This window comes from Auraticoccus monumenti (assembly GCF_900101785.1).
GTDB lineage: Bacteria > Actinomycetota > Actinomycetes > Propionibacteriales > Propionibacteriaceae > Auraticoccus > Auraticoccus monumenti.
On sequence record NZ_LT629688.1, the window covers coordinates 1,636,054 to 1,654,325 of the forward strand.

The following is an 18,272-nucleotide window of genomic DNA, read 5'->3' on the forward strand; positions in this document are numbered from 1 at the left end:
CAGCAGGGCAGCGGAGGTGAGCTCGCGATGCCACAGCGCCGCCGAACCCGCCGCTGACCAGGGGTGACGCTGCGGGCGGCACCGCATGACGGAGCCCTCATGCCGCTTTCATGTCTCCTTCATCGGGCCTTCCTAGCGTCTGGGGTGTCCCGCTCGACCAGACCCACGGAGGCCGCGATGACTGCTCCTTCTCTCACCCGCTCCCCGCTGACCAGCGAGCGGTTGCACCACGCCAAGCACGCCTACACCACCCGTCACGTCGACACCCTGCGGTCCCGCGGGCTGCTGCTGGAGGCCACCCCGGCCGCGGGGGACCTGGTCCTGGCCCAGGTCGACCGGATCGGCCAGCACAAGCGGCTGGAGGACCGTCACGGCCGCCGGGCCACGCTCTTCCCCGGGGACGAGGTGGTGGTCTGCTACGGCGCCCGCTACGCCCCCGACCAGTTCCACGCCGTCGTGCCCGAGGACCTCTCGGCCTGCCACCTGGTGGCCGCCGGCGGGCTGGCCGGGCAGGTCCAGGCCGCCCACTCCGCGATGGCCCCGCCCACCTCGCTGCTGCCCCTGGGGATCCTGCTGGACGGGGCCGGGGAGCGGATCAACCTGTCGCAGAGCGCCGCGCCGGCCGGGGCGGTGGCCGGCCTGCCGCCCACCATCGCGGTGGTCGGGTCGTCGATGAACTCCGGCAAGACGACCAGCGCCGCCCACCTGATCGGCGGGCTCCGCCGCGCGGGGCTGCGGGTCGGGGCGGCCAAGGTCACCGGCACCGGGGCCGGCGGGGACGTCTGGCTGATGCAGGACGCCGGGGCGGCGGTGGTGCTGGACTTCACCTCCGCGGGGGTGCCCTCGACCTACCGGATGGGTCCCGACGAGGTGCTGCGCGTCTTCCGCACCCTGCTGTACCAGCTGTCCACCGCCGGCTGCGACGTGCTGGTGATCGAGGTGGCCGACGGCATCTACCACGCCGAGACCTCCGCGCTGGTCTCCAGCCCCGACTTCGCCACCGCCGTCGACGCCGTCCTCTACGCCGCCGGGGACGCCGCGGGTGCGGTCACCGGAGCCACCTGGCTGGCCGGGCGCCAGCTCCCCGTGCTCGGCGTCACCGGTCTGCTGTCGGCCTCACCGCTGGCCGCGGAGGAGGCGCGGGGTCTGGTCGACCACCCGGTGCTCTCCCTGGCCGACCTGGGCGACCCCGTGCAGGCGCTGGCCCTGCAGCAGCAGGTCGCCGGCGGGCGCGAGGGGTCGTTCCCGTGCCCCAGCCGGTGAGCCTGCCCAAGCCCGTCGCCCGCGGCCGCCACGCCCTCTTCACCGGGCTGGTCGGCGTCGGGGTCGGTCAGGCCGGCTGCGCGCTGGGGATCGCCCTGCTCGTCCAGCGCGGTTTCGACGCCCTCATCGCCGACCCCACCCTGCCGCCGCCGTCGACCCGCACCCTGGTGCTGCTGGTGGTGGCCCTGGCCATGACCATCACCGCCGGCGCCTGGCTCCGCGGCCAGGAGCGCGTGGTGGGTGAGCAGCTCGGCCAGCACTACGTCCAGGACGTCCGAGCCACCCTCTTCGAGCACCTCACCCAGGTCCCGGCCCGCGAGCTCGGGCGGCGCCACCGGGGCAACCTGCTGCTGAAGTTCGTCGGTGACCTGGGTGCCCTGCGGCTCTGGGTCGCCCGCGGGCTGGCCCGGCTGGTGGTGGCGGTCGTGGCGGTCGCGGTGATCCTGACCGGGCTCGCGGTGGTCAGCTGGCCGCTGGCCACCGGGGTCGGCGGCGTGCTGCTGCTCGGCGCGGGCGTCACGCTGGTGCTGGGGCCGTGGCTGCAGCGCACCAGCCGGCGGTCCCGACGGGTCCGCGCCCGGCTCACCGGTGAGGTCACCGAGCGGCTCCAGCAGCTGCAGGTGGTCCAGGCCTCCGGGCAGGAGCGCCGCGAGGGCCGCCGCGTGCACCGCCGCAGCGAGCGGGTGGCCGACGCCATGGTGCAGCAGGCCCGCGCGTCCGGGTCGATGCGGGCGATCGCCGAGGCGGCGGCCACCGCCGCCGGGGCGGTCGTGCTGCTGGTCGGCGCCCTCGAGGTGCAGTCCGGCCGGGCCAGCGCGGGGACGGTGGTGGCCGCCCTCAGCGTCACCGGGCTCCTCGGTGGCTACCTGCGCGACCTGGGACGGGTCAGCGAGTACGCCTCCCGCGCCTCGGTCGCGCGCCACGCGGCGAGGCGGTTCCTGACCACCCCGACGCTGCCCGACCCCGACGGCCTGCCGCCGCTGCGGGTCGAGCGCGGTGAGGTCAGGCTCGAGGGGGTGACGGTCGAGGGGGCCCTGCAGCAGGTCGACGCCACCGTCGGGCCCGGCGAGGTGGTCGCCGTGGTGGGTCCCAACGGTGCCGGCAAGAGCACCCTGATGTCGGTGGTGAGCCGGCTGATCGACCCCGACCGGGGACGCGTCGTCGTCGACGGCCAGGACCTCCGCGACCGCTCGCTGCGCTCGGTCCGCCAGGCCGTCGGGCTCGCCGGCCCGGACCTGCCGCTGCTGCGGGGCAGCCTGCGGCGCAACGTCTGCTACCGCCGGCCCCGGGTGGACGCCGAGGAGCTGGCCCGGATCACCCGGCTCTGCGACCTCGACGAGCTGGCCGAGGAGCTCCCCGACGGCTGGGACAGCGACGTCGGGGAGGGCGGGTCACGCCTGTCGGCGGGGCAGCGGGCCCGGGTCACCATCGCCCGGGCCGCGCTCGGACGTCCGCCGGTGCTGATCCTGGACGAGGCCGAGGCCCACCTGGACGCCCGGGCGGTCACCGTGCTGGAGCGGGTCCTCCGCGACCACCGCGGGGTGGCGCTGGTCGTCACCCACCGGCGTTCCGTGGTCGAGGCCGCCGACCGGGTCTGGCACCTGGCCGACGGCCGGCTGGTCGAGACCGGACGCCCCGACGAGCTCCTCGCCGGCTCCGGGCCCACCGCGCGGCTGCTCGCCGAGCGCGGCCCGGCCTCCGGGTCCGCCGCAGTCGTGGGGGTCGGGGCATGAGCAGCCGTCGCGCCTCCGTCGTCGGCTCCGGGCCCAACGGGCTCGCCGCCGCCGTCGTGCTCGCCCGCGCCGGTCTCGAGGTGACGGTGTGGGAGGCCGCCGAGGACGTCGGCGGGGCGGCCCGCTCCCGGCCGCTGCTCGGCCCGGGCACCAGCGTCGACCTCGGCTCGGCGGTGCACCCCTTCGCGGTCGCCAGCCCGGTGCTGCGCTCCTTCGACCTGGAGCGCCACGGCCTGCGCTGGCTGCACTCCCCGGTGGTCATGGCCCACCCCCTCGACGACGCCCCGGCCGCGCTGCTGCACCGCTCCCTCGCCCTCACCGCGCAGGGCCTGGGACGCGACGAGGGCGCCTGGCTGCGGCTGCACGAGCCGGTGGTCCGGCGCTGGCGGGGGGTGGTCGACGCGGCACTCGGAGGTCTTGCTGTCCCGCGCGACCTGGTCGCTGCCGGCGTCCTCGGTGCGCCGGGCGCCCTGCCCGCTGCGGCCCTGGCCCGGCTGGCCTGGCGGGGACGGGCTGCCCGGGCCCTCTTCGCCGGCTCGGCCGCGCACTCGGTGCTCCCGCTGAGCCGGCCCGGGACGTCCGCCTTCGGGCTGCTCTTCGGCGCCGCCGCGCACACCGACGGCTGGCCGGTCCCCGCCGGCGGGGCGTCCTCGCTCACCCGTGCCCTGGTCGCCGAGCTGGTCGCCCACGGCGGCGTGGTCCACGTCGGGCACCCCGTCACCGCCCTCGCCGCGCTGCCGCCCGCCGACGTGGTGCTGCTGGACCTCGCCCCGCGGGCGGCCGCGGACCTGCTCGAGCCCGGGGCGGCGGAGCGGATGCGGCACCAGGTGCGCCGCTTCCGGCACGGGGTCGGGGTGCACAAGGTCGACCTGCTGCTGGACGGGCCCGTCCCCTGGCTCGACCCCGAGGTCGGCCGGGCCGCGACCGTCCACCTCGGCGGCGACCTCGACGAGGTGGGCCGCGCCCTGGCCGCACCGCACCAGGGCACGGTCGCCGGGCGTCCCTTCGTGATCCTCAGCCAGCCGTCGGTGGTCGACGCCTCCCGGGCGCCTGGCGGGCAGCACGTGGTGTGGGCCTACTGCCACGTCCCGCACGCCAGCCGGGCCGCCGCCGCGGAGCTGGTCGAGGCCCAGCTGGAGCGCTTCGCCCCCGGCACCGGGGCCCGGGTGCTGGCCCGCCGGGTGCACGGGCCGGCGGACCTCCAGGCCCAGAACGCCAACCTGGTCGGCGGGGACGTGGTCGGCGGTTCGATGGCCGGCACCCAGCTGCTGCTGCGCCCCCGACCCTCGCTGCACCCGCACCGCACCCCCCAGCCCGGGGTGTTCCTGTGCTCGGCCTCCACCCCTCCCGGGGGCGGCGTGCACGGGATGAGCGGCTACCACGCGGCCACCGAGGCCCTGCACCACCTGGGCGCCGAGCGTCCGGGCGTCCGTCCCCCCGACCCGAGGAGTCCCCGATGACCCGAGCCGACCGTTCGCGCGCCACCGCCTACCTGTCCCTGGCCGCCCTGACCGCCGTCGTGCTGCTGCCGCTGCGCCAGAACGCGCGGCCGGCCGCGGAGCGTCGCGACGGCTTCCCGCTGTCCTACTTCCCCATGTTCAGCGCCCGCCGGTCCAGCACCGGCACCGTGGTCCACCTCGTCGGCCGGGACGCCGAGGGCCGCGAGTCGGTGCTGCACCACCGCCACGCCGGGACCGGTGGGCTGAACCAGGTCCGCCGCCAGATCCGGCGGCGGGTCCGCGACGGCGGCGCGCAGCTCCTCGCCGAGGCGGTCGCCGCCTCGGTGGCCGCCTCGACGTCGGCCGCCGAGCGCGCCCTGTCGGAGGTGGCCGTGGTGACCAGCGTGTGCGACTACGACCGGTTCTTCGCCGGCGACACCACGCCGCTGCGCCGCCGCACCCACGCCACCGCGCCCGTCCCGACCAGGGCGGGTGCCCGGTGAGGGCCTGGCTGCAGGCGCTGGACCGCGCCGCCCTGCCGGCCACGGCCGCCGCGGCGCCGGCCCGCCTGCGGGTCGCCACCGGTCTCTACACCAGCTGGTACCTCAGCCGCCGGGTGCGGATGTTCCGCCGGATCCACCGCACCGACCCCGCGCTGTTCGCCCCCGTGGGCCCGGTCCGGGTGCTCCGTCGTCCGCTGCCCCCGGTGCTGGCCGACGGGCTGCTCTACGCCACCCTCGCCTCGAACACGCTGGCCACGCTCGGCGTCGCCCACCGCTGGGTCGGTCCGCTGCACGCAGCGCTGGCCACCTGGACGCTGTCCTACCGCAACAGCTGGTCGATGGTCTTCCACAACGACAACGCCCTGGTCTGGCAGACCATCGCGCTGGGCTGCGGGGCGGCCGCGGACGACCCGCGCTGGTCCCTCGGCCGCCGCGACGTCGCAGGGCCCAGCTGGCGCTACGCCGTCCCGGTCCGCGGCGCCCAGGCCACCACCGCGGCGGTCTACCTGCTCTGCGGGGTGGCCAAGGTCGCCGGCCCGCTGGGCTGGGGCTGGGCGAGCGGGGAGTCTCTGCGCAGCCAGATCGCCGCCGACGGCCTCCGCAAGCAGCTGCTCGGTGAGCCCGCGGCCCAGCTGGGGGTGCGGCTGCACCGCCACACCGCCCTGTTCCGGCTGCTCGCCGCCGGGTCGCTGGCCATGGAGCTGCTGGCCCCGCTGGCCCTGGCCGACCGGCGGGTCGGCTGGCTGTGGTCCGTCTCCGCCTTCGGGATGCACTGGGGGATCAAGGCGGTCATGGGCATCACCTTCCGCCACCAGCTCAGCGGGGTGGCCTTCCTGCCCTTCTTCGGCCTGCCCAGTGGCACCCCCGCGCCCGCGTCGCCGGTCACCGCGGCCGGCCGCGCCGGTCGGCTCGCCGCCGTCGCCCTCACCGGCCTGGCCGTCTCCCTGCCCCTAGGACGGATCACCCGCGCCCTCCGCCCCCGGCTCCGCCCCCGCCGCCACTGACCCCTGTAGCCGCCTCCAGTGCGACGTCCGGCCGGGTACTCGCGGCCAGACGTCGTACTGGCCGTGGACGTCCACGGCTGACCCGGCGCCGGCGGACCCAGGGGTCGACCTTCCCTTAGCCACCAGCAGGACGGCCGGAGCACCGTCGCCTCGTTCGCCCCGTCCCTCATCGGGAGCGCGCTGGTGGCGACTGGCCCCGATGTGTCGTCACGCCCCGGCAGGAGGCGACGGGTAGGGGCGACTGGTCCCACGAGGTGGTGGCGAGTCGCTCTGCCACCGAGCTGGGGACGGGGGCCGGCCTGGTCCCAGCCCACGCCGTCGTCGACAGGGGTGGTGGTGGCGACTGGCCTGGATGTGTCGTCACGCCTGGGCGCGAGGCGACGGGTAGGGGCGACTGGCCCCAAGAAGCTGGAGAGTCGCCGTGCCGCCGAGCAGGCGACTGGCCTCGCGAGGTCGTGGGGAGTCGCCGCCTCCCACCGAGCTGGGACGGGGGGTAGTGGTGGCGACTGGCCCCGATGTGTCGTCGCGCGTCGGTGGGAGGCGACGAGTTGGGGCGACTGGCCCCGCGAGGTGGTGGGGAGTCGCCCTCCCACCGAGCTGGGACGGGGGGTGGTGGTGGCGACTGGCCTCTATGTGTCGTCACGCCTGGGCGCGAGGCGACGGGTAGGGGCGACTGGCCCCGAGAAGCTGGAGAGTCGCCGTGCCGCCGAGCAGGCGACTGGCCTCGCGAGGCGGTGGCGAGTCGCCCTGCCCACCGAGCTGGGGACGGGAGTGGTGGTGGCGACTGGCCTCGATGTGTCGCTAGGCCTGGGCGCGAGGCGACGGGTAGGGGCGACTGGCCCGAGAAGCTGGAGAGTCGCCCTCCCACCGAGCTGGCCAGGGGCGGCGCCGGGGGAGTGGCTCGCTCAGCCGACCCAGCGACGGCGGACCGAGGGGTCGACCTTCTCCAGCGCCAGCCGGACGGCCGGACGCGCCATCGAGGCGGCGTGCTGGGTGAGGAAGCCGTTCAGCACCAGTGGCGCCCGCTCACCGGCGTGCTTGAGGAAGACCCCGACGGCCTGGTGCACCAGCGGGTCGGGGTCGGCGGCCAGCAGCCCGGCCACCTCGAACCCGTGCGCCAGGTCGGCGTCGGAGCCGCTGCGCACGAAGTACAGCGGTGCGGTGACGGCGGTCCGGCGGCGCAGCGGCTCCGGGGCGGCCGCCAGCTCGTGCAGCAGCTCCACCGAACGGCCGACCAGCGGGGCGCCGACCACCCGCGGCGCCGCCCGGTCCACCATGTCCCAGGTGGTGATGCGGTCGTGGCGACGCAGGTACAGCTCCGACAGCGCCGGCTCGCCCAGGGACTCCCGGGCTGCGAGGTCGAGCACGCAGACCGCGCACATCCGGGCCTCGTAGGTGGGCTCGTCGAGCAGCCGGTCCACCTCCGCCAGCGGCATCCCGGTCGCCTCCCGGGCCAGGTCGAACAGGTCCCGCATCGCCATCCCGAGCGCGGGCTCGTCCGGGGCGAGCCGCTTGCGCACCGCCGCCAGCTGGGACGGGTCGGCGAGGGCCTCCAGCCGGGCCACCACCGCGGTGGCGGTCCTCGGCGCGACGGGGATCACGGCTGCCCCGGGGCCAGGGCCCCGCGCATCGGGACCAGCTTGGCCTCGGACTCGGCCACCTCCGCGTCGGGGTCGGAGTCCGCGACGATCCCGCAGCCGGCGTAGAGCCGCAGCGAGCGCGGGTCGTCGCGGTCCAGCTCGCCGCAGCGCAGCGCGATCGCCCAGGCGCCGTCGCCCTCGCTGTCCACCCACCCCACCGGTCCGGAGTAGCGACCCCGGTCCAGCTCCTCCAGCTCGGCGATCAGCCGGCGTGCCACCTCGGTCGGGGTGCCGCAGACGGCCGCGCTGGGGTGCAGCGCCTCCACCAGCTCCAGCACCGTCGTCCCCGTCCTCGACACGGCGGTGACGTCGGTGGCCAGGTGCAGCACGTTGGGCAGCTCCAGCACGTAGGGGGCGTCGGGGACGTTCATCCCGGTGCAGTACTCGCTGAGCGCGCTGGCCACCGAGGCCACCGCGTACTCGTGCTCCTGCAGGTCCTTCGACGACGACGTCAGCGCCGCGGCCAGCGTCTCCGGCGTGGTGGCCCCGTGCACCCCGATGGTCCCGGCCAGCACCCGCGAGGTGACCAGACCCTCCTCCCGGCGCACCAGCATCTCCGGGCTGGCCCCGACCAGGCCGTCGACCAGGAACGTCCAGCAACGTGGGTAGTCCCGGTGCAGCCTCCGGGCCAGCCGGCCCAGCTGCACCGGCGCCTCCGCCGTCGCGGTGACCTGACGGGCCAGCACCACCTTCTCCAGGTCGCCGTCCAGGATGCGCTTGACCCCCTGCGCCACCCGGTCGGCCCAGGCGTCGGCGTCCAGGCCCTCGGCCCGCTCCTGCCAGGCCGGGGACGGCGTGGCCGGCGGACGCAGCGTGCGCAGCCGGCGGACGCGGGTGGCCGCCGGCGCGGTGAAGGGCGTGGTGGACGCCTCGACCAGCACCGTGCGGCCGTGGCGGCGCAGCAGCACCCACTCCGGCAGCACCAGCACCGGCACCGCGCTGGTGTGGTCGGGGTCGAAGCAGAAGGAGCCGAAGGCGAGTGCGGCCGCCCCGGTGCTGTCCTCGGTGTGCTCCAGCCGCTCCCGCACCCCGGCCCACCAGGCGGAGGCCCCCGAGATGGGGTCACCCGGCCCGGCGGTCCACCGGGCGGCCACCCCTCCGGCCACCGCGCCCGCGTCGCCCCGCACCCAGGCGTACTCGACCCCGGCAGCCGGTCCGGCCTCCAGCAGGTCGAGCAGGTCGTCCAGGCCGAGGTCGTCGAGGAGGGTGCTGCGCACGAACAGGGGAGTGGTGCTGTGCACGAGCAGGGGCGCGATCACGGCGAGCAGCCTACGCGTCCGCCGCGGTGCCGCCGTCGGCGACGGACCTCAATTAGGGCACGGTCCCGTTGCGATATTGACACGCCGAACCAGCCTCCGACTAGGGGAGACGCCGACCCGGCCCCTGTCAGCAGAGGAGGGTCCGTTGTGCCTAGACTGACCGAGGTAGTGAAGGATTTCACGAGCGCCCAGGAGACCTGATGCCCCACACCCCGTCCGGGGTCGTCGACGCCGACGTGGTCGTCGTGGGAGCCGGCCCGGCCGGCTCCGCCACCGCCACGCACCTGGCTCGACGCGGGCTCGACGTCGCCCTGCTGGAGAAGACCACCTTCCCGCGCGAGAAGGTCTGCGGCGACGGCCTCACCCCCCGAGCCACCCGCCAGCTGATCCGGCTGGGCATCGACACCTCCACCGAGGCCGGCTGGCTGCACAACCGGGGCCTGCGCATCTACGGCGGCGGCGGTCAGCCCTTCCACCTGGACTGGCCCGACCTGGCCGACTTCCCGCCCTACGGCCTGGTCCGCCCCCGCTCGGACTTCGACGACCTGCTGGCCCGCAACGCGGTGGCCGCCGGGGCCACGCTGTACGAGCAGGCCAACGTGGTCGAGCCGGTGCTGGACGCCCGCAGCGACCGGATCGTCGGCGTCCGGTGCAAGGACGGCCGGGAGTTCCGCGCCCCGCTGGTGGTGGCCGCCGACGGCAACTCCACCCGGCTCAGCGTGGCGATGGGCATCGCCAAGCGCGACGACCGCCCGATGGGGGTCGCGGTCCGCACCTACTACACCTCCCCGCGCAGCGACGACGACTACCTGGAGTCCTGGCTGGAGCTGTGGGACGGCCCGCCCGGGTCGTCCAACCTGCTGCCCGGCTACGGCTGGATCTTCGGCATGGGTGACGGCACCTCCAACGTCGGGCTGGGCATCCTCAACACCTCCTCGGCCTTCGGCCACACCGACTACAAGGCGCTGCTCAAGGCCTGGTTGGACACCACGCCGGAGGAGTGGGGCTACCGCGACGAGAACATGACCGCACCGGTCCGCGGGGCCGCGCTGCCGATGGGGTTCAACCGCCAGCCGCACTACAGCCGGGGCCTGCTCCTGGTGGGCGACTCCGGCGGCATGGTCAACCCCTTCAACGGCGAGGGCATCGCCTACGCGATGGAGGCCGGGGAGTACGCCGCGGACGCGATGACCGACGCGCACCGCCGCGGCGTCGGCACCCCGCAGGCCGAGCGTGCGCTGCAGGGCTACCCGACCCGGCTGAAGGCCGAGCTCGGGGGCTACTACCGCCTGGGCGGGATCTTCGTGAAGCTGATCGGCGACCCGCGGGTGATGCGGCTCTGCACCCGCTACGGTCTCCCACGGCGGACGCTGATGCGCTTCACCCTGAAGCTGCTGGCCAACCTGACCGACGCCCGCGAGGGTGACGTGATGGACAAGGTCATCAACCAGCTGTCACGGCTGGCACCGGCGGCCTGAGGACGTCACGGACATGCACTGCAGGGCTTCGACGGAGAGGCAGGGACGGTGAACCTCTACACCCCGGTCATCGTGTTGCTGGCGATCGCGGCCGCCTTCGTGGCGGTCAGCGTCCTCACCAGCGTCAACGTCGGGCCCCGGCGCTACAACCGGGCCAAGTACGACTCCTACGAGTGCGGCATCCAGCCCACCCCGCACGCCGTCGGTGGGGGCCGGGTGCCGATGAAGTACTACATCACCGCGATGCTCTTCATCGTCTTCGACATCGAGATCGTCTTCCTCTACCCCTGGGCGGTGAGCTTCGACCTGCTGGGCACCTTCGCCCTGGTCGAGATGGTGCTCTTCGTGGCCACCGTCTTCATCGCCTACTTCTACGTGCTGCGACGAGGGGGTCTGGAGTGGGACTGACCGGGCTGGACCAGGGGACGGTGCGGCACGACCGCACGGGCGCACACGACAGGACGGAGGCACGCTGATGGCCGGTGGACTCGAGGACCAGGTCCCGAGCGGGTTGCTGCTCACCACGGTGGAGGGGCTGTTCGGCTGGATGCGGCAGGCCTCCTTCTGGCCGGCCACCTTCGGCCTGGCCTGCTGCGCGATCGAGATGATGACCTACGGCGCGCCCCGCTACGACTCCGGTCGTTGGGGCCAGGAGGTCTTCCGGGCCTCCCCGCGCCAGGCCGACCTGATGATCGTCGCCGGCCGGGTGAGCCAGAAGATGGCCCCGGTGCTGCGTCAGATCTACGACCAGATGCCCAACCCCAAGTACGTGCTCGCGATGGGCGTCTGCGCCAGCACCGGCGGCATGTTCAACAACTACGCGATCGTCCAGGGCGTGGACCACGTGGTGCCGGTGGACATGTACGTCCCCGGCTGCCCGCCCCGCCCGGAGATGCTGATCGACGGCATGTTCAAGCTGCGCAAGAAGGTGCAGGGCGCCCCGATCGGCATCAACGAGGAGCGCTTCTACGCCGAGCAGGAGTCGCGCCAGCTGGTGGCCCCGGCCACCTCCGAGCTCAAGGGGCTGCTGCGGTGACCCCCGAGGAGCGGGGCCCGGAGGGCTCCAGCGAGGCCAAGGGCTCGGAGAAGGCCGAGGCCCAGCACCCCACCACCGGCGAGCGCGCCCCGGAGGCCGGCGTCGAGCGGCAGGACGCCGAGGCCTCCGACACCGACCTGGAGCCGTCCACCGGGAGCGACGACGTCCCCGGCGCCCGGCGCGAGGTGCTGCAGGTGCGTCGCGGCATGTTCGGCTCCGCCGACAGCGGCGACACCTCCGGCTACGGCCGGGTGCAGCGCATCGTGGAGATGCCCCAGCCGACCTCGCGGCCCTACGGCGGCTGGTTCGACGCCCTGGCCGACGAGATGGCCGGGGTGCTCCCGGCCGGCTCGGTGACCGGCGTCGTGGTGCACCGGGGTGAGATCACCTTCGAGGTGGCCCGGGCGCACCTGCTCGAGGTGGTGCGGGCGCTGCGCGACACCCCGACCCTGCGCTTCGAGCACTGCGCCTCGGTCTCCGGCGTGCACTTCCCGACCTCCCAGGGGGCCGAGCTGCACGTCGTCTACCACCTGCAGTCGATGACCCACAACCGGCGGATCCGCCTCGAGGTCAGCTGCCCCGACACCGACCCGCACGTGCCCAGCGTCGTGACGGTCTACCCGGCCGCGGACTGGCACGAGCGCGAGACCTGGGACATGTTCGGCGTGGTCTTCGACGGCCACCCCGCCCTCACCCGGATCCTGATGCCCGACGACTGGCCGGGCCACCCGCAGCGCAAGGACTACCCCCTCGGCGGCATCGACATCGAGTACAAGGGCGCCGTCGTCGCACCACCGGAGACGCGGAGGAGCTACACATGAGCACCACGCACGACACCCGCACCAGCGATCCCTTCGGCGCGACGGGCGAGCCCGTCGAGGGCGCGGTCTACACCGCCAGCGGCCAGGACTGGACCGAGATCGCCGACCGCCAGGCCGAGCGCGGCGACGAGCGCATCGTGGTCAACATGGGTCCCCAGCACCCGTCCACCCACGGCGTGCTCCGCCTCATCCTGGAGATGGAGGGCGAGTCGGTGCTGGAGGCCCGCTGCGGCATCGGCTACCTGCACACCGGCATCGAGAAGAACATGGAGTTCCGGAACTGGACGCAGGGCGTCACGTTCTGCACCCGGATGGACTACCTGGCCCCGATCTTCCAGGAGGTGGCCTACTGCCTCTCGGTGGAGCGCCTGCTCGGCATCGAGGAGCAGGTGCCGGAGAAGGCCACCACCATGCGGGTGCTGCTGATGGAGCTCAACCGCATCTCCAGCCACCTGGTCTGCATCGCCACCGGCGGCATGGAGATCGGCGCCCTCACCGTGATGACCATCGGGTTCCGCGACCGGGAGATGATCCTGGACGCCTTCGAGCTGATCACCGGGCTGCGGATGAACCACGCCTTCGTCCGACCGGGCGGGGTGGCCAACGACCTGCCCGACAACGCGATCGCCAAGCTGCGCGACACCGTGGCCTGGCTGAAGAAGCACCTGCCCGAGTACGCCTCCTTCTGCAACGCCAACCCGATCTTCCTGCGCCGCCTGAGCGGGGTGGGCCACATGGACCTTGCCGGCTGCATGGCGCTCGGTCTGACCGGCCCGGTGCTGCGGTCCACCGGCTACGACTGGGACCTGCGCAAGAAGCAGCCCTACTGCGGCTACGAGACCTACGACTTCGACGTCCCCACCTGGGACACCGCCGACGCCTACGGACGCTTCCGGGTCCGCCAGGACGAGATGTGGCAGAGCCTGCGCATCGTCGAGCAGTGCATCGAGCGGCTCGAGGGCATGGTGGGGCAGCCGGTGATGGTGGCCGACTCCAAGATCGCCTGGCCCGCCCAGCTCTCGATCGGCCCCGACGGCATGGGCAACTCCAACGAGCACATCAAGCACATCATGGGTGAGTCGATGGAGGCCCTGATCCACCACTTCAAGCTGGTGACCGAGGGCTTCCGCGTCCCGACCGGGCAGGCCTACGTCCCGATCGAGCACCCCCGTGGCGAGCTCGGGGCGCACCTGGTCTCCGACGGCGGGACCCGCCCCTACCGGGCCCACTTCCGCGACCCGAGCTTCGCCAACCTGCAGGCGATGCCGATCCTCTGCGAGGGCGGGATGATCTCCGACGTGGTGGTCGCCGTCGCCAGCCTCGACCCGGTGATGGGGGGCGTGGACCGATGAGCACCGACGCACCCGTCGGCCACATCGGGAACGAGCACCACTTCCCGACCCACTTCACCGAGTCCGGCGGGATCGACTTCAGCGGGGACCAGACCACCGCGCTGACCGAGGTGCACCTGGAGGAGATGCGCTCGATCGCCGCGCGCTACCCCCAGCCGCGCTCGGCCCTGCTGCCGATGCTGCACCTGGTGCAGTCGGTGGAGGGGCGGGTCACCCCGGCGGGGGTGGAGGCCTGCGCCGACGTGCTCGGGATCAGCGCCGCCGAGGTGAGCGGTGTCGCGACCTTCTACACGATGTACAAGCGCAAGCCGGTCGGACGCCACCACGTCGGCGTCTGCACCACCGCGCTCTGCGCCATCCTCGGCGGGGACGAGGTGCTGGCCGCGCTGCAGCAGCACCTCGGCGTCGGCAACGACGAGACCACCGCCGACGGCACGATCACCCTGGAGCACATCGAGTGCAACGCGGCCTGCGACTACGCGCCGGTGATGATGGTCAACTGGGAGTTCTTCGACGACGTCACCCCCGGCAGCGCCGTGGAGGTGGTGGACGCCCTGCGTGAGGGCCGCGAGGTCGTCTCCAGCCGGGGCGCGCGGATCTCCTCCTGGCGCGAGGCCGAGCGGGTGCTCGCCGGGTTCCCCGACGGACGCGCCGACGAGGGCCCGACCGCGGGGGAGAAGTCCCTGCTGGGACTGAGGATCGCGAACGAGCGCGGCTGGTCCGCGCCGGACCCGCGCACCGCCGAGGCGGAGCCGGTCGAGGGGCCGGCGGCCTCGGAGGCCGAGGCGGTGGGCACCGGCCAGCCCGACGGCGGACGTCGTGGGGCGGCGGAGAAGAGCAGCGAGGACGCCGAGGCCGCGGCGAGCGGCGACCAGGGCACGACGGAGTCGACGAGGACGTCGACCGACGAGGGGGAGGCGAAGTGAGCGACACCCTGACACCGGTGCTCACGGCCAACTGGGCCGACGAGCGGGCCTGGAAGCTCGGGAACTACGAGCGCACCGGGGGCTACACCGCCCTGCGCACCGCACTCGGCATGACGCCGGAGGAGGTGGTCGGCGTCGTCAAGGACTCCGGTCTGCGCGGTCGCGGCGGGGCCGGGTTCCCCACCGGCATGAAGTGGTCCTTCGTGCCCAAGGACAACCCGAACCCCACCTACCTGGTGGTCAACGCCGACGAGTCCGAGCCGGGCACCTGCAAGGACATGCCGCTGATGCTGGCCAGCCCGCACACCCTGGTCGAGGGCGTGATCATCTCCGCCTACGCGATCAAGGCCCGCTACGCCTTCATCTACGTCCGCGGCGAGGTGCTGCACGTGGTGCGGCGGCTGCAGCAGGCCGTCCGCGAGGCCTACTCCGCCGGCTACATCGGCAGCAACGTGCTCGGCACCGGCTACGACCTCGAGGTCGTCGTCCACGCCGGCGCGGGGGCCTACATCTGCGGTGAGGAGACGGCCCTGCTGGACTCCCTGGAGGGACGCCGGGGGCAGCCGCGGCTGCGGCCGCCGTTCCCCGCGGTGGCCGGGCTCTACGCCAGCCCCACGGTGATCAACAACGTGGAGTCGATCGCCTCGGTGCCCAGCATCCTGCGCGGTGGTGCGGAGTGGTTCTCCTCGATGGGGACCGAGAAGTCCAAGGGCATGACCATCTACTCCCTCTCCGGCCACGTGGCCCGGCCCGGGCAGCTCGAGGCCCCGCTGGGCATCACCCTGCGCCAGGTGCTGGAGCTCGCCGGCGGGATGCGGGAGGGGCGCCGGCTCAAGTTCTGGACCCCGGGTGGCTCCTCCACCCCGATCCTCACCGAGGAGCACCTGGACCTCCCGCTGGACTACGAGGGCATGGCCGGAGCCGGCTCGATGCTGGGCACCAAGGCCCTGCAGTGCTTCGACGAGACCACCTCGGTGGTCCGCAGCACGCTGCGCTGGGTCGAGTTCTACAAGCACGAGTCCTGCGGCAAGTGCACCCCCTGCCGCGAGGGCTCGTGGTGGCTGGTGCAGATCCTGATGCGGCTCGAGGCCGGGCAGGGCGTGGAGGGCGACATCGAGAAGATCCTCGACCTCTGCGACAACATCGGCGGGCGCTCCTTCTGCGCCCTGGCCGACGGCGCGGTGGCCTGCGTCACCAGCGCCATCAAGTACTTCCGCGAGGAGTTCGAGCAGGGGATGCACACCCCGGCGTGGGAGCTGCTGCCCTACCAGCGCAGCACGGTGTTCGCCCCGGTGACCGCCGGGGCCACAGGAGGTCCGCGATGAGCGTCACCGACAGGACGGGGGCGGGTGCGGAGCTGGAGCAGCGCGACGACCTGGTCACCCTCACCATCGACGACACCCAGGTGTCGGTGCCCAAGGGCACCCTGGCCATCCGGGCCGCCGAGCTGATCGGCGTGGCCATCCCCCGCTTCTGCGACCACCCGCTGCTGGACCCGGTCGGCGCCTGCCGCCAGTGCCTGGTCGAGGTGCCCGACGCCGGCAACGGCCGGGGCATGCCCAAGCCGCAGGCCTCCTGCACCCTGGAGGTGGCCGAGGGGATGCAGATCCGGACCCAGGTCACCTCCCCGGTGGCCGACAAGGCCCAGCACGGCATGATCGAGATGCTGCTGCTCAACCACCCGCTGGACTGCCCGGTCTGCGACAAGGGCGGGGAGTGCCCGCTGCAGAACCAGGCGATGAGCAACGGCCGCGGCGAGTCCCGGTTCGAGGCCGTCAAGCGCACCTACCCCAAGCCGGTCTCCATCTCCGCCCAGGTGCTGCTGGACCGGGAGCGGTGCGTGCTCTGCGCCCGCTGCACCCGCTTCTCCGAGCAGGTGGCCGGCGACCCCTTCATCGCCCTGGTCGAGCGCGGTGCGCTGCAGCAGGTCGGGATCTACGAGCGCGAGCCGTTCGAGTCCTACTTCTCCGGCAACACCATCCAGATCTGCCCGGTGGGGGCCCTGACGTCGGCCGCCTACCGCTTCCGCGCCCGTCCCTTCGACCTCACCTCCACCCCCTCGGTCAGCGAGCACGACTCCTGCGGCTCCGCCATCCGGGTGGACCACCGGCGCGGTGAGGTGATGCGGCGGCTGGCCGGGGACGACCCCGAGGTCAACGAGGAGTGGATCACCGACAAGGACCGCTTCGCCTTCCGCTACGGCCGCGGCGAGGACCGGGTCCGCACCCCGCTGGTGCGCGAGGGCGACGTGCTGCGTCCGGCGTCCTGGCCGGAGGCCATCGACGTCGCCGTCCGCGGTCTGCAGGCGGCGGCCGGCTCGGTCGGCGTCCTCACCGGCGGTCGGCTGACCCTGGAGGACGCCTACGGCTACTCCCGGTTCGCCCGCACGGTGCTGGGCACCAATGACATCGACTTCCGCTCCCGCCCGCACTCCGCGGAGGAGGCCGAGTTCCTGGCCTCGCACGTGGCCGGACGGGCCGACGTCGTCACCGCCGACCTGGAGCAGGCCTCGGGCGTGCTGATGGTGGCCTTCGAGCCCGAGGAGGAGGCCGGCACGATCTTCCTGCGCCTCCGCAAGGGGATGCGCAAGCACGGCCTCCGCTCCTGGACGCTGGCGCCCTACCTCAGCAACGGCGCCCGCAAGATGGGGGCCGCGCTGGTCCCCACCGTGCCCGGTACCGAGGCACAGGTGCTCGACGGTCTGGAGCGCGCCCTCGAGCTGGACGCCGACTCGGTCGTGCTGGTCGGGGAGCGGGCAGCCACCTCGCCGGGCACGCTGACCGCGGTGGCGGCGCTGGTGCAGCGCACCGGCGCCCGGCTGGCCTGGGTGCCGCGCCGGGCCGGGGACCGCGGGGCGGTCGAGGCGGGCTGCCTGCCCGGGCTGCTGCCCGGCGGACGTCCGCTCGCCGACGCCCGGGCCCGGGTGGACTGCCTGAGCGTGTGGGAGCTCGGCCGTGAGCTGCCGGCCACCCCCGGCCGCGACACCGGCCAGATGCTGGCCGCCGCGGCCACCGGTGGGCTGCGTGCCCTGGTGGTGGCCGGGGTGGAGCCCGCCGACCTGGCCGACCCCGCGGCCGCCCGCCGCGGGCTCGAGCAGGTGGGCTTCCTGGTCAGCGTGGAGCAGCGGCTGAGCGAGGTGACCGAGCGCGCCGACGTGGTGCTCCCGGTCTCGCTGGTCGAGGAGCGGCCCGGCACCTTCGTGACCTGGGAGGGCCGCCGTCGCGAGTTCGGCGTGGTGATCCGCCAGGCCAACCCGATGACCGACCTGCGGGTGCTCGCCGCCCTGTCCGACGCCCTCGGCCACGACCTCGGCATCCGCACCGTGGCCGACGCCCGGCGCGAGCTGGCCCAGCTCGACCCCTGGACCGGAGCACGTCCGGCCGCACCCGCGCCGGCTCCCGCCACCGCGGCCGCTCCCGCTCCGGCGGGTGCGACGGGGGCGCGCCGGGCCCACGGCGCGGTGGCGATGACCGCCGACGGCGGCCCCACCCGGACGGGTGCCGACCACCGCCTGACGCTGGCCACCTGGCGGATGATGCTCGACCCGAGCCGGGCGCTGGACGGCGAGCCGCACCTGCTCGCCACCGCCCGACGTCCGGTGGCCCGGGTCAGCGAGGCCACCGCCCGCCGCACCGGGCTGGTCGAGGGCGGCGGGGTGCGGCTGCACGGCGCCACCGGCTCGGCCGTGCTGCCGGTGCACGTCACCCCGCAGATGGTCGACGGGGTGGTCTGGGTGCCGACGCTGGCGGCCGGCGTCTCGGTGAACGCGCTCGGTCTGTCCGCCGGTGCGCCGGTCGTGGTCAGCCCCACCGAGCTGC

General features: G+C 74.2%; 14 protein-coding genes and 1 pseudogene. 13 read left to right on the plus strand and 2 right to left on the minus strand.

The window, feature by feature from the left end; genetic code table 11:
* Window positions 1–177 precede the first annotated feature (177 nt).
* The 5 genes from BLT52_RS07545 to BLT52_RS07565 are packed head-to-tail and all read left to right on the plus strand — an operon-like array spanning window position 178 to window position 5,942.
* Window positions 178–1,263, plus strand: a complete 1,086-nt coding sequence (locus BLT52_RS07545) for a P-loop NTPase family protein (RefSeq protein ID WP_157677028.1) — start codon at window positions 178–180, stop codon at window positions 1,261–1,263.
* Window positions 1,248–2,996: an ABC transporter ATP-binding protein gene (locus tag BLT52_RS07550; RefSeq protein WP_090592077.1), complete on the plus strand. Its 1,749-nt coding sequence runs from the start codon at window positions 1,248–1,250 to the stop codon at window positions 2,994–2,996. The genes BLT52_RS07545 and BLT52_RS07550 overlap by 16 nt, the downstream gene beginning before the upstream one ends.
* Window positions 2,993–4,456 carry a phytoene desaturase family protein gene (locus BLT52_RS07555; RefSeq protein ID WP_090592080.1) on the plus strand — a complete coding sequence of 488 codons (1,464 nt, stop codon included), beginning with the start codon at window positions 2,993–2,995 and terminating at the stop codon, window positions 4,454–4,456. Before BLT52_RS07550 ends, BLT52_RS07555 begins: the two co-directional genes overlap by 4 nt.
* Window positions 4,453–4,938, plus strand: a complete 486-nt coding sequence (locus BLT52_RS07560) for a hypothetical protein (protein ID WP_090592081.1) — start codon at window positions 4,453–4,455, stop codon at window positions 4,936–4,938. Before BLT52_RS07555 ends, BLT52_RS07560 begins: the two co-directional genes overlap by 4 nt.
* Window positions 4,935–5,942, plus strand: coding sequence for a hypothetical protein (locus BLT52_RS07565; protein ID WP_197679245.1), 1,008 nt, complete (start codon window positions 4,935–4,937; stop codon window positions 5,940–5,942). The genes BLT52_RS07560 and BLT52_RS07565 overlap by 4 nt, the downstream gene beginning before the upstream one ends.
* A gap of 905 nt (window positions 5,943–6,847) precedes the next feature.
* Here the strand turns inward: BLT52_RS07565 and BLT52_RS07570 are convergent.
* Window positions 6,848–7,543, minus strand: coding sequence for a DNA alkylation repair protein (locus tag BLT52_RS07570; RefSeq protein ID WP_197679246.1), 696 nt, complete (start codon window positions 7,541–7,543; stop codon window positions 6,848–6,850).
* A complete protein-coding gene (locus BLT52_RS07575; protein WP_231946548.1) occupies window positions 7,540–8,841 on the minus strand; it encodes an isochorismate synthase in 1,302 nt (433 codons plus the stop codon). The genes BLT52_RS07570 and BLT52_RS07575 overlap by 4 nt, the downstream gene beginning before the upstream one ends.
* A 200-nt stretch (window positions 8,842–9,041) precedes the next feature.
* Between BLT52_RS07575 and BLT52_RS07580 the strand changes: the two genes are divergently transcribed.
* The 8 genes and pseudogenes from BLT52_RS07580 to BLT52_RS07615 all read left to right on the plus strand — a co-directional run.
* Entirely contained in the window at window positions 9,042–10,319 is a 1,278-nt protein-coding gene (locus BLT52_RS07580; RefSeq protein ID WP_090592084.1) for a geranylgeranyl reductase family protein, read from the plus strand.
* Between the two features lie 48 nt (window positions 10,320–10,367).
* Window positions 10,368–10,727 carry an NADH-quinone oxidoreductase subunit A gene (locus BLT52_RS07585; RefSeq protein WP_090592086.1) on the plus strand — a complete coding sequence of 120 codons (360 nt, stop codon included), beginning with the start codon at window positions 10,368–10,370 and terminating at the stop codon, window positions 10,725–10,727.
* Window positions 10,728–10,794: 67 nt separating this feature from the next.
* Entirely contained in the window at window positions 10,795–11,355 is a 561-nt protein-coding gene (locus tag BLT52_RS21190; protein ID WP_090592088.1) for a NuoB/complex I 20 kDa subunit family protein, read from the plus strand.
* Window positions 11,352–12,176, plus strand: coding sequence for an NADH-quinone oxidoreductase subunit C (locus BLT52_RS21195; RefSeq protein WP_090592090.1), 825 nt, complete (start codon window positions 11,352–11,354; stop codon window positions 12,174–12,176). The genes BLT52_RS21190 and BLT52_RS21195 overlap by 4 nt, the downstream gene beginning before the upstream one ends.
* Window positions 12,173–13,528, plus strand: coding sequence for an NADH-quinone oxidoreductase subunit D (locus BLT52_RS07600; RefSeq protein WP_090592092.1), 1,356 nt, complete (start codon window positions 12,173–12,175; stop codon window positions 13,526–13,528). The genes BLT52_RS21195 and BLT52_RS07600 overlap by 4 nt, the downstream gene beginning before the upstream one ends.
* The gene (gene nuoE / locus BLT52_RS07605) at window positions 13,525–14,454 is read left to right on the plus strand and encodes an NADH-quinone oxidoreductase subunit NuoE (protein WP_090592094.1); all 930 of its coding nucleotides are present in this window, start codon (window positions 13,525–13,527) and stop codon (window positions 14,452–14,454) included. Before BLT52_RS07600 ends, nuoE begins: the two co-directional genes overlap by 4 nt.
* A complete protein-coding gene (gene nuoF, locus BLT52_RS07610; RefSeq protein ID WP_090592097.1) occupies window positions 14,451–15,779 on the plus strand; it encodes an NADH-quinone oxidoreductase subunit NuoF in 1,329 nt (442 codons plus the stop codon). Before nuoE ends, nuoF begins: the two co-directional genes overlap by 4 nt.
* A pseudogene (locus BLT52_RS07615) lies at window positions 15,776–18,238 on the plus strand (NADH-quinone oxidoreductase subunit G); the annotation flags it as partial. The gene nuoF and the pseudogene BLT52_RS07615, both read left to right, overlap by 4 nt.
* Window positions 18,239–18,272 lie beyond the last annotated feature (34 nt).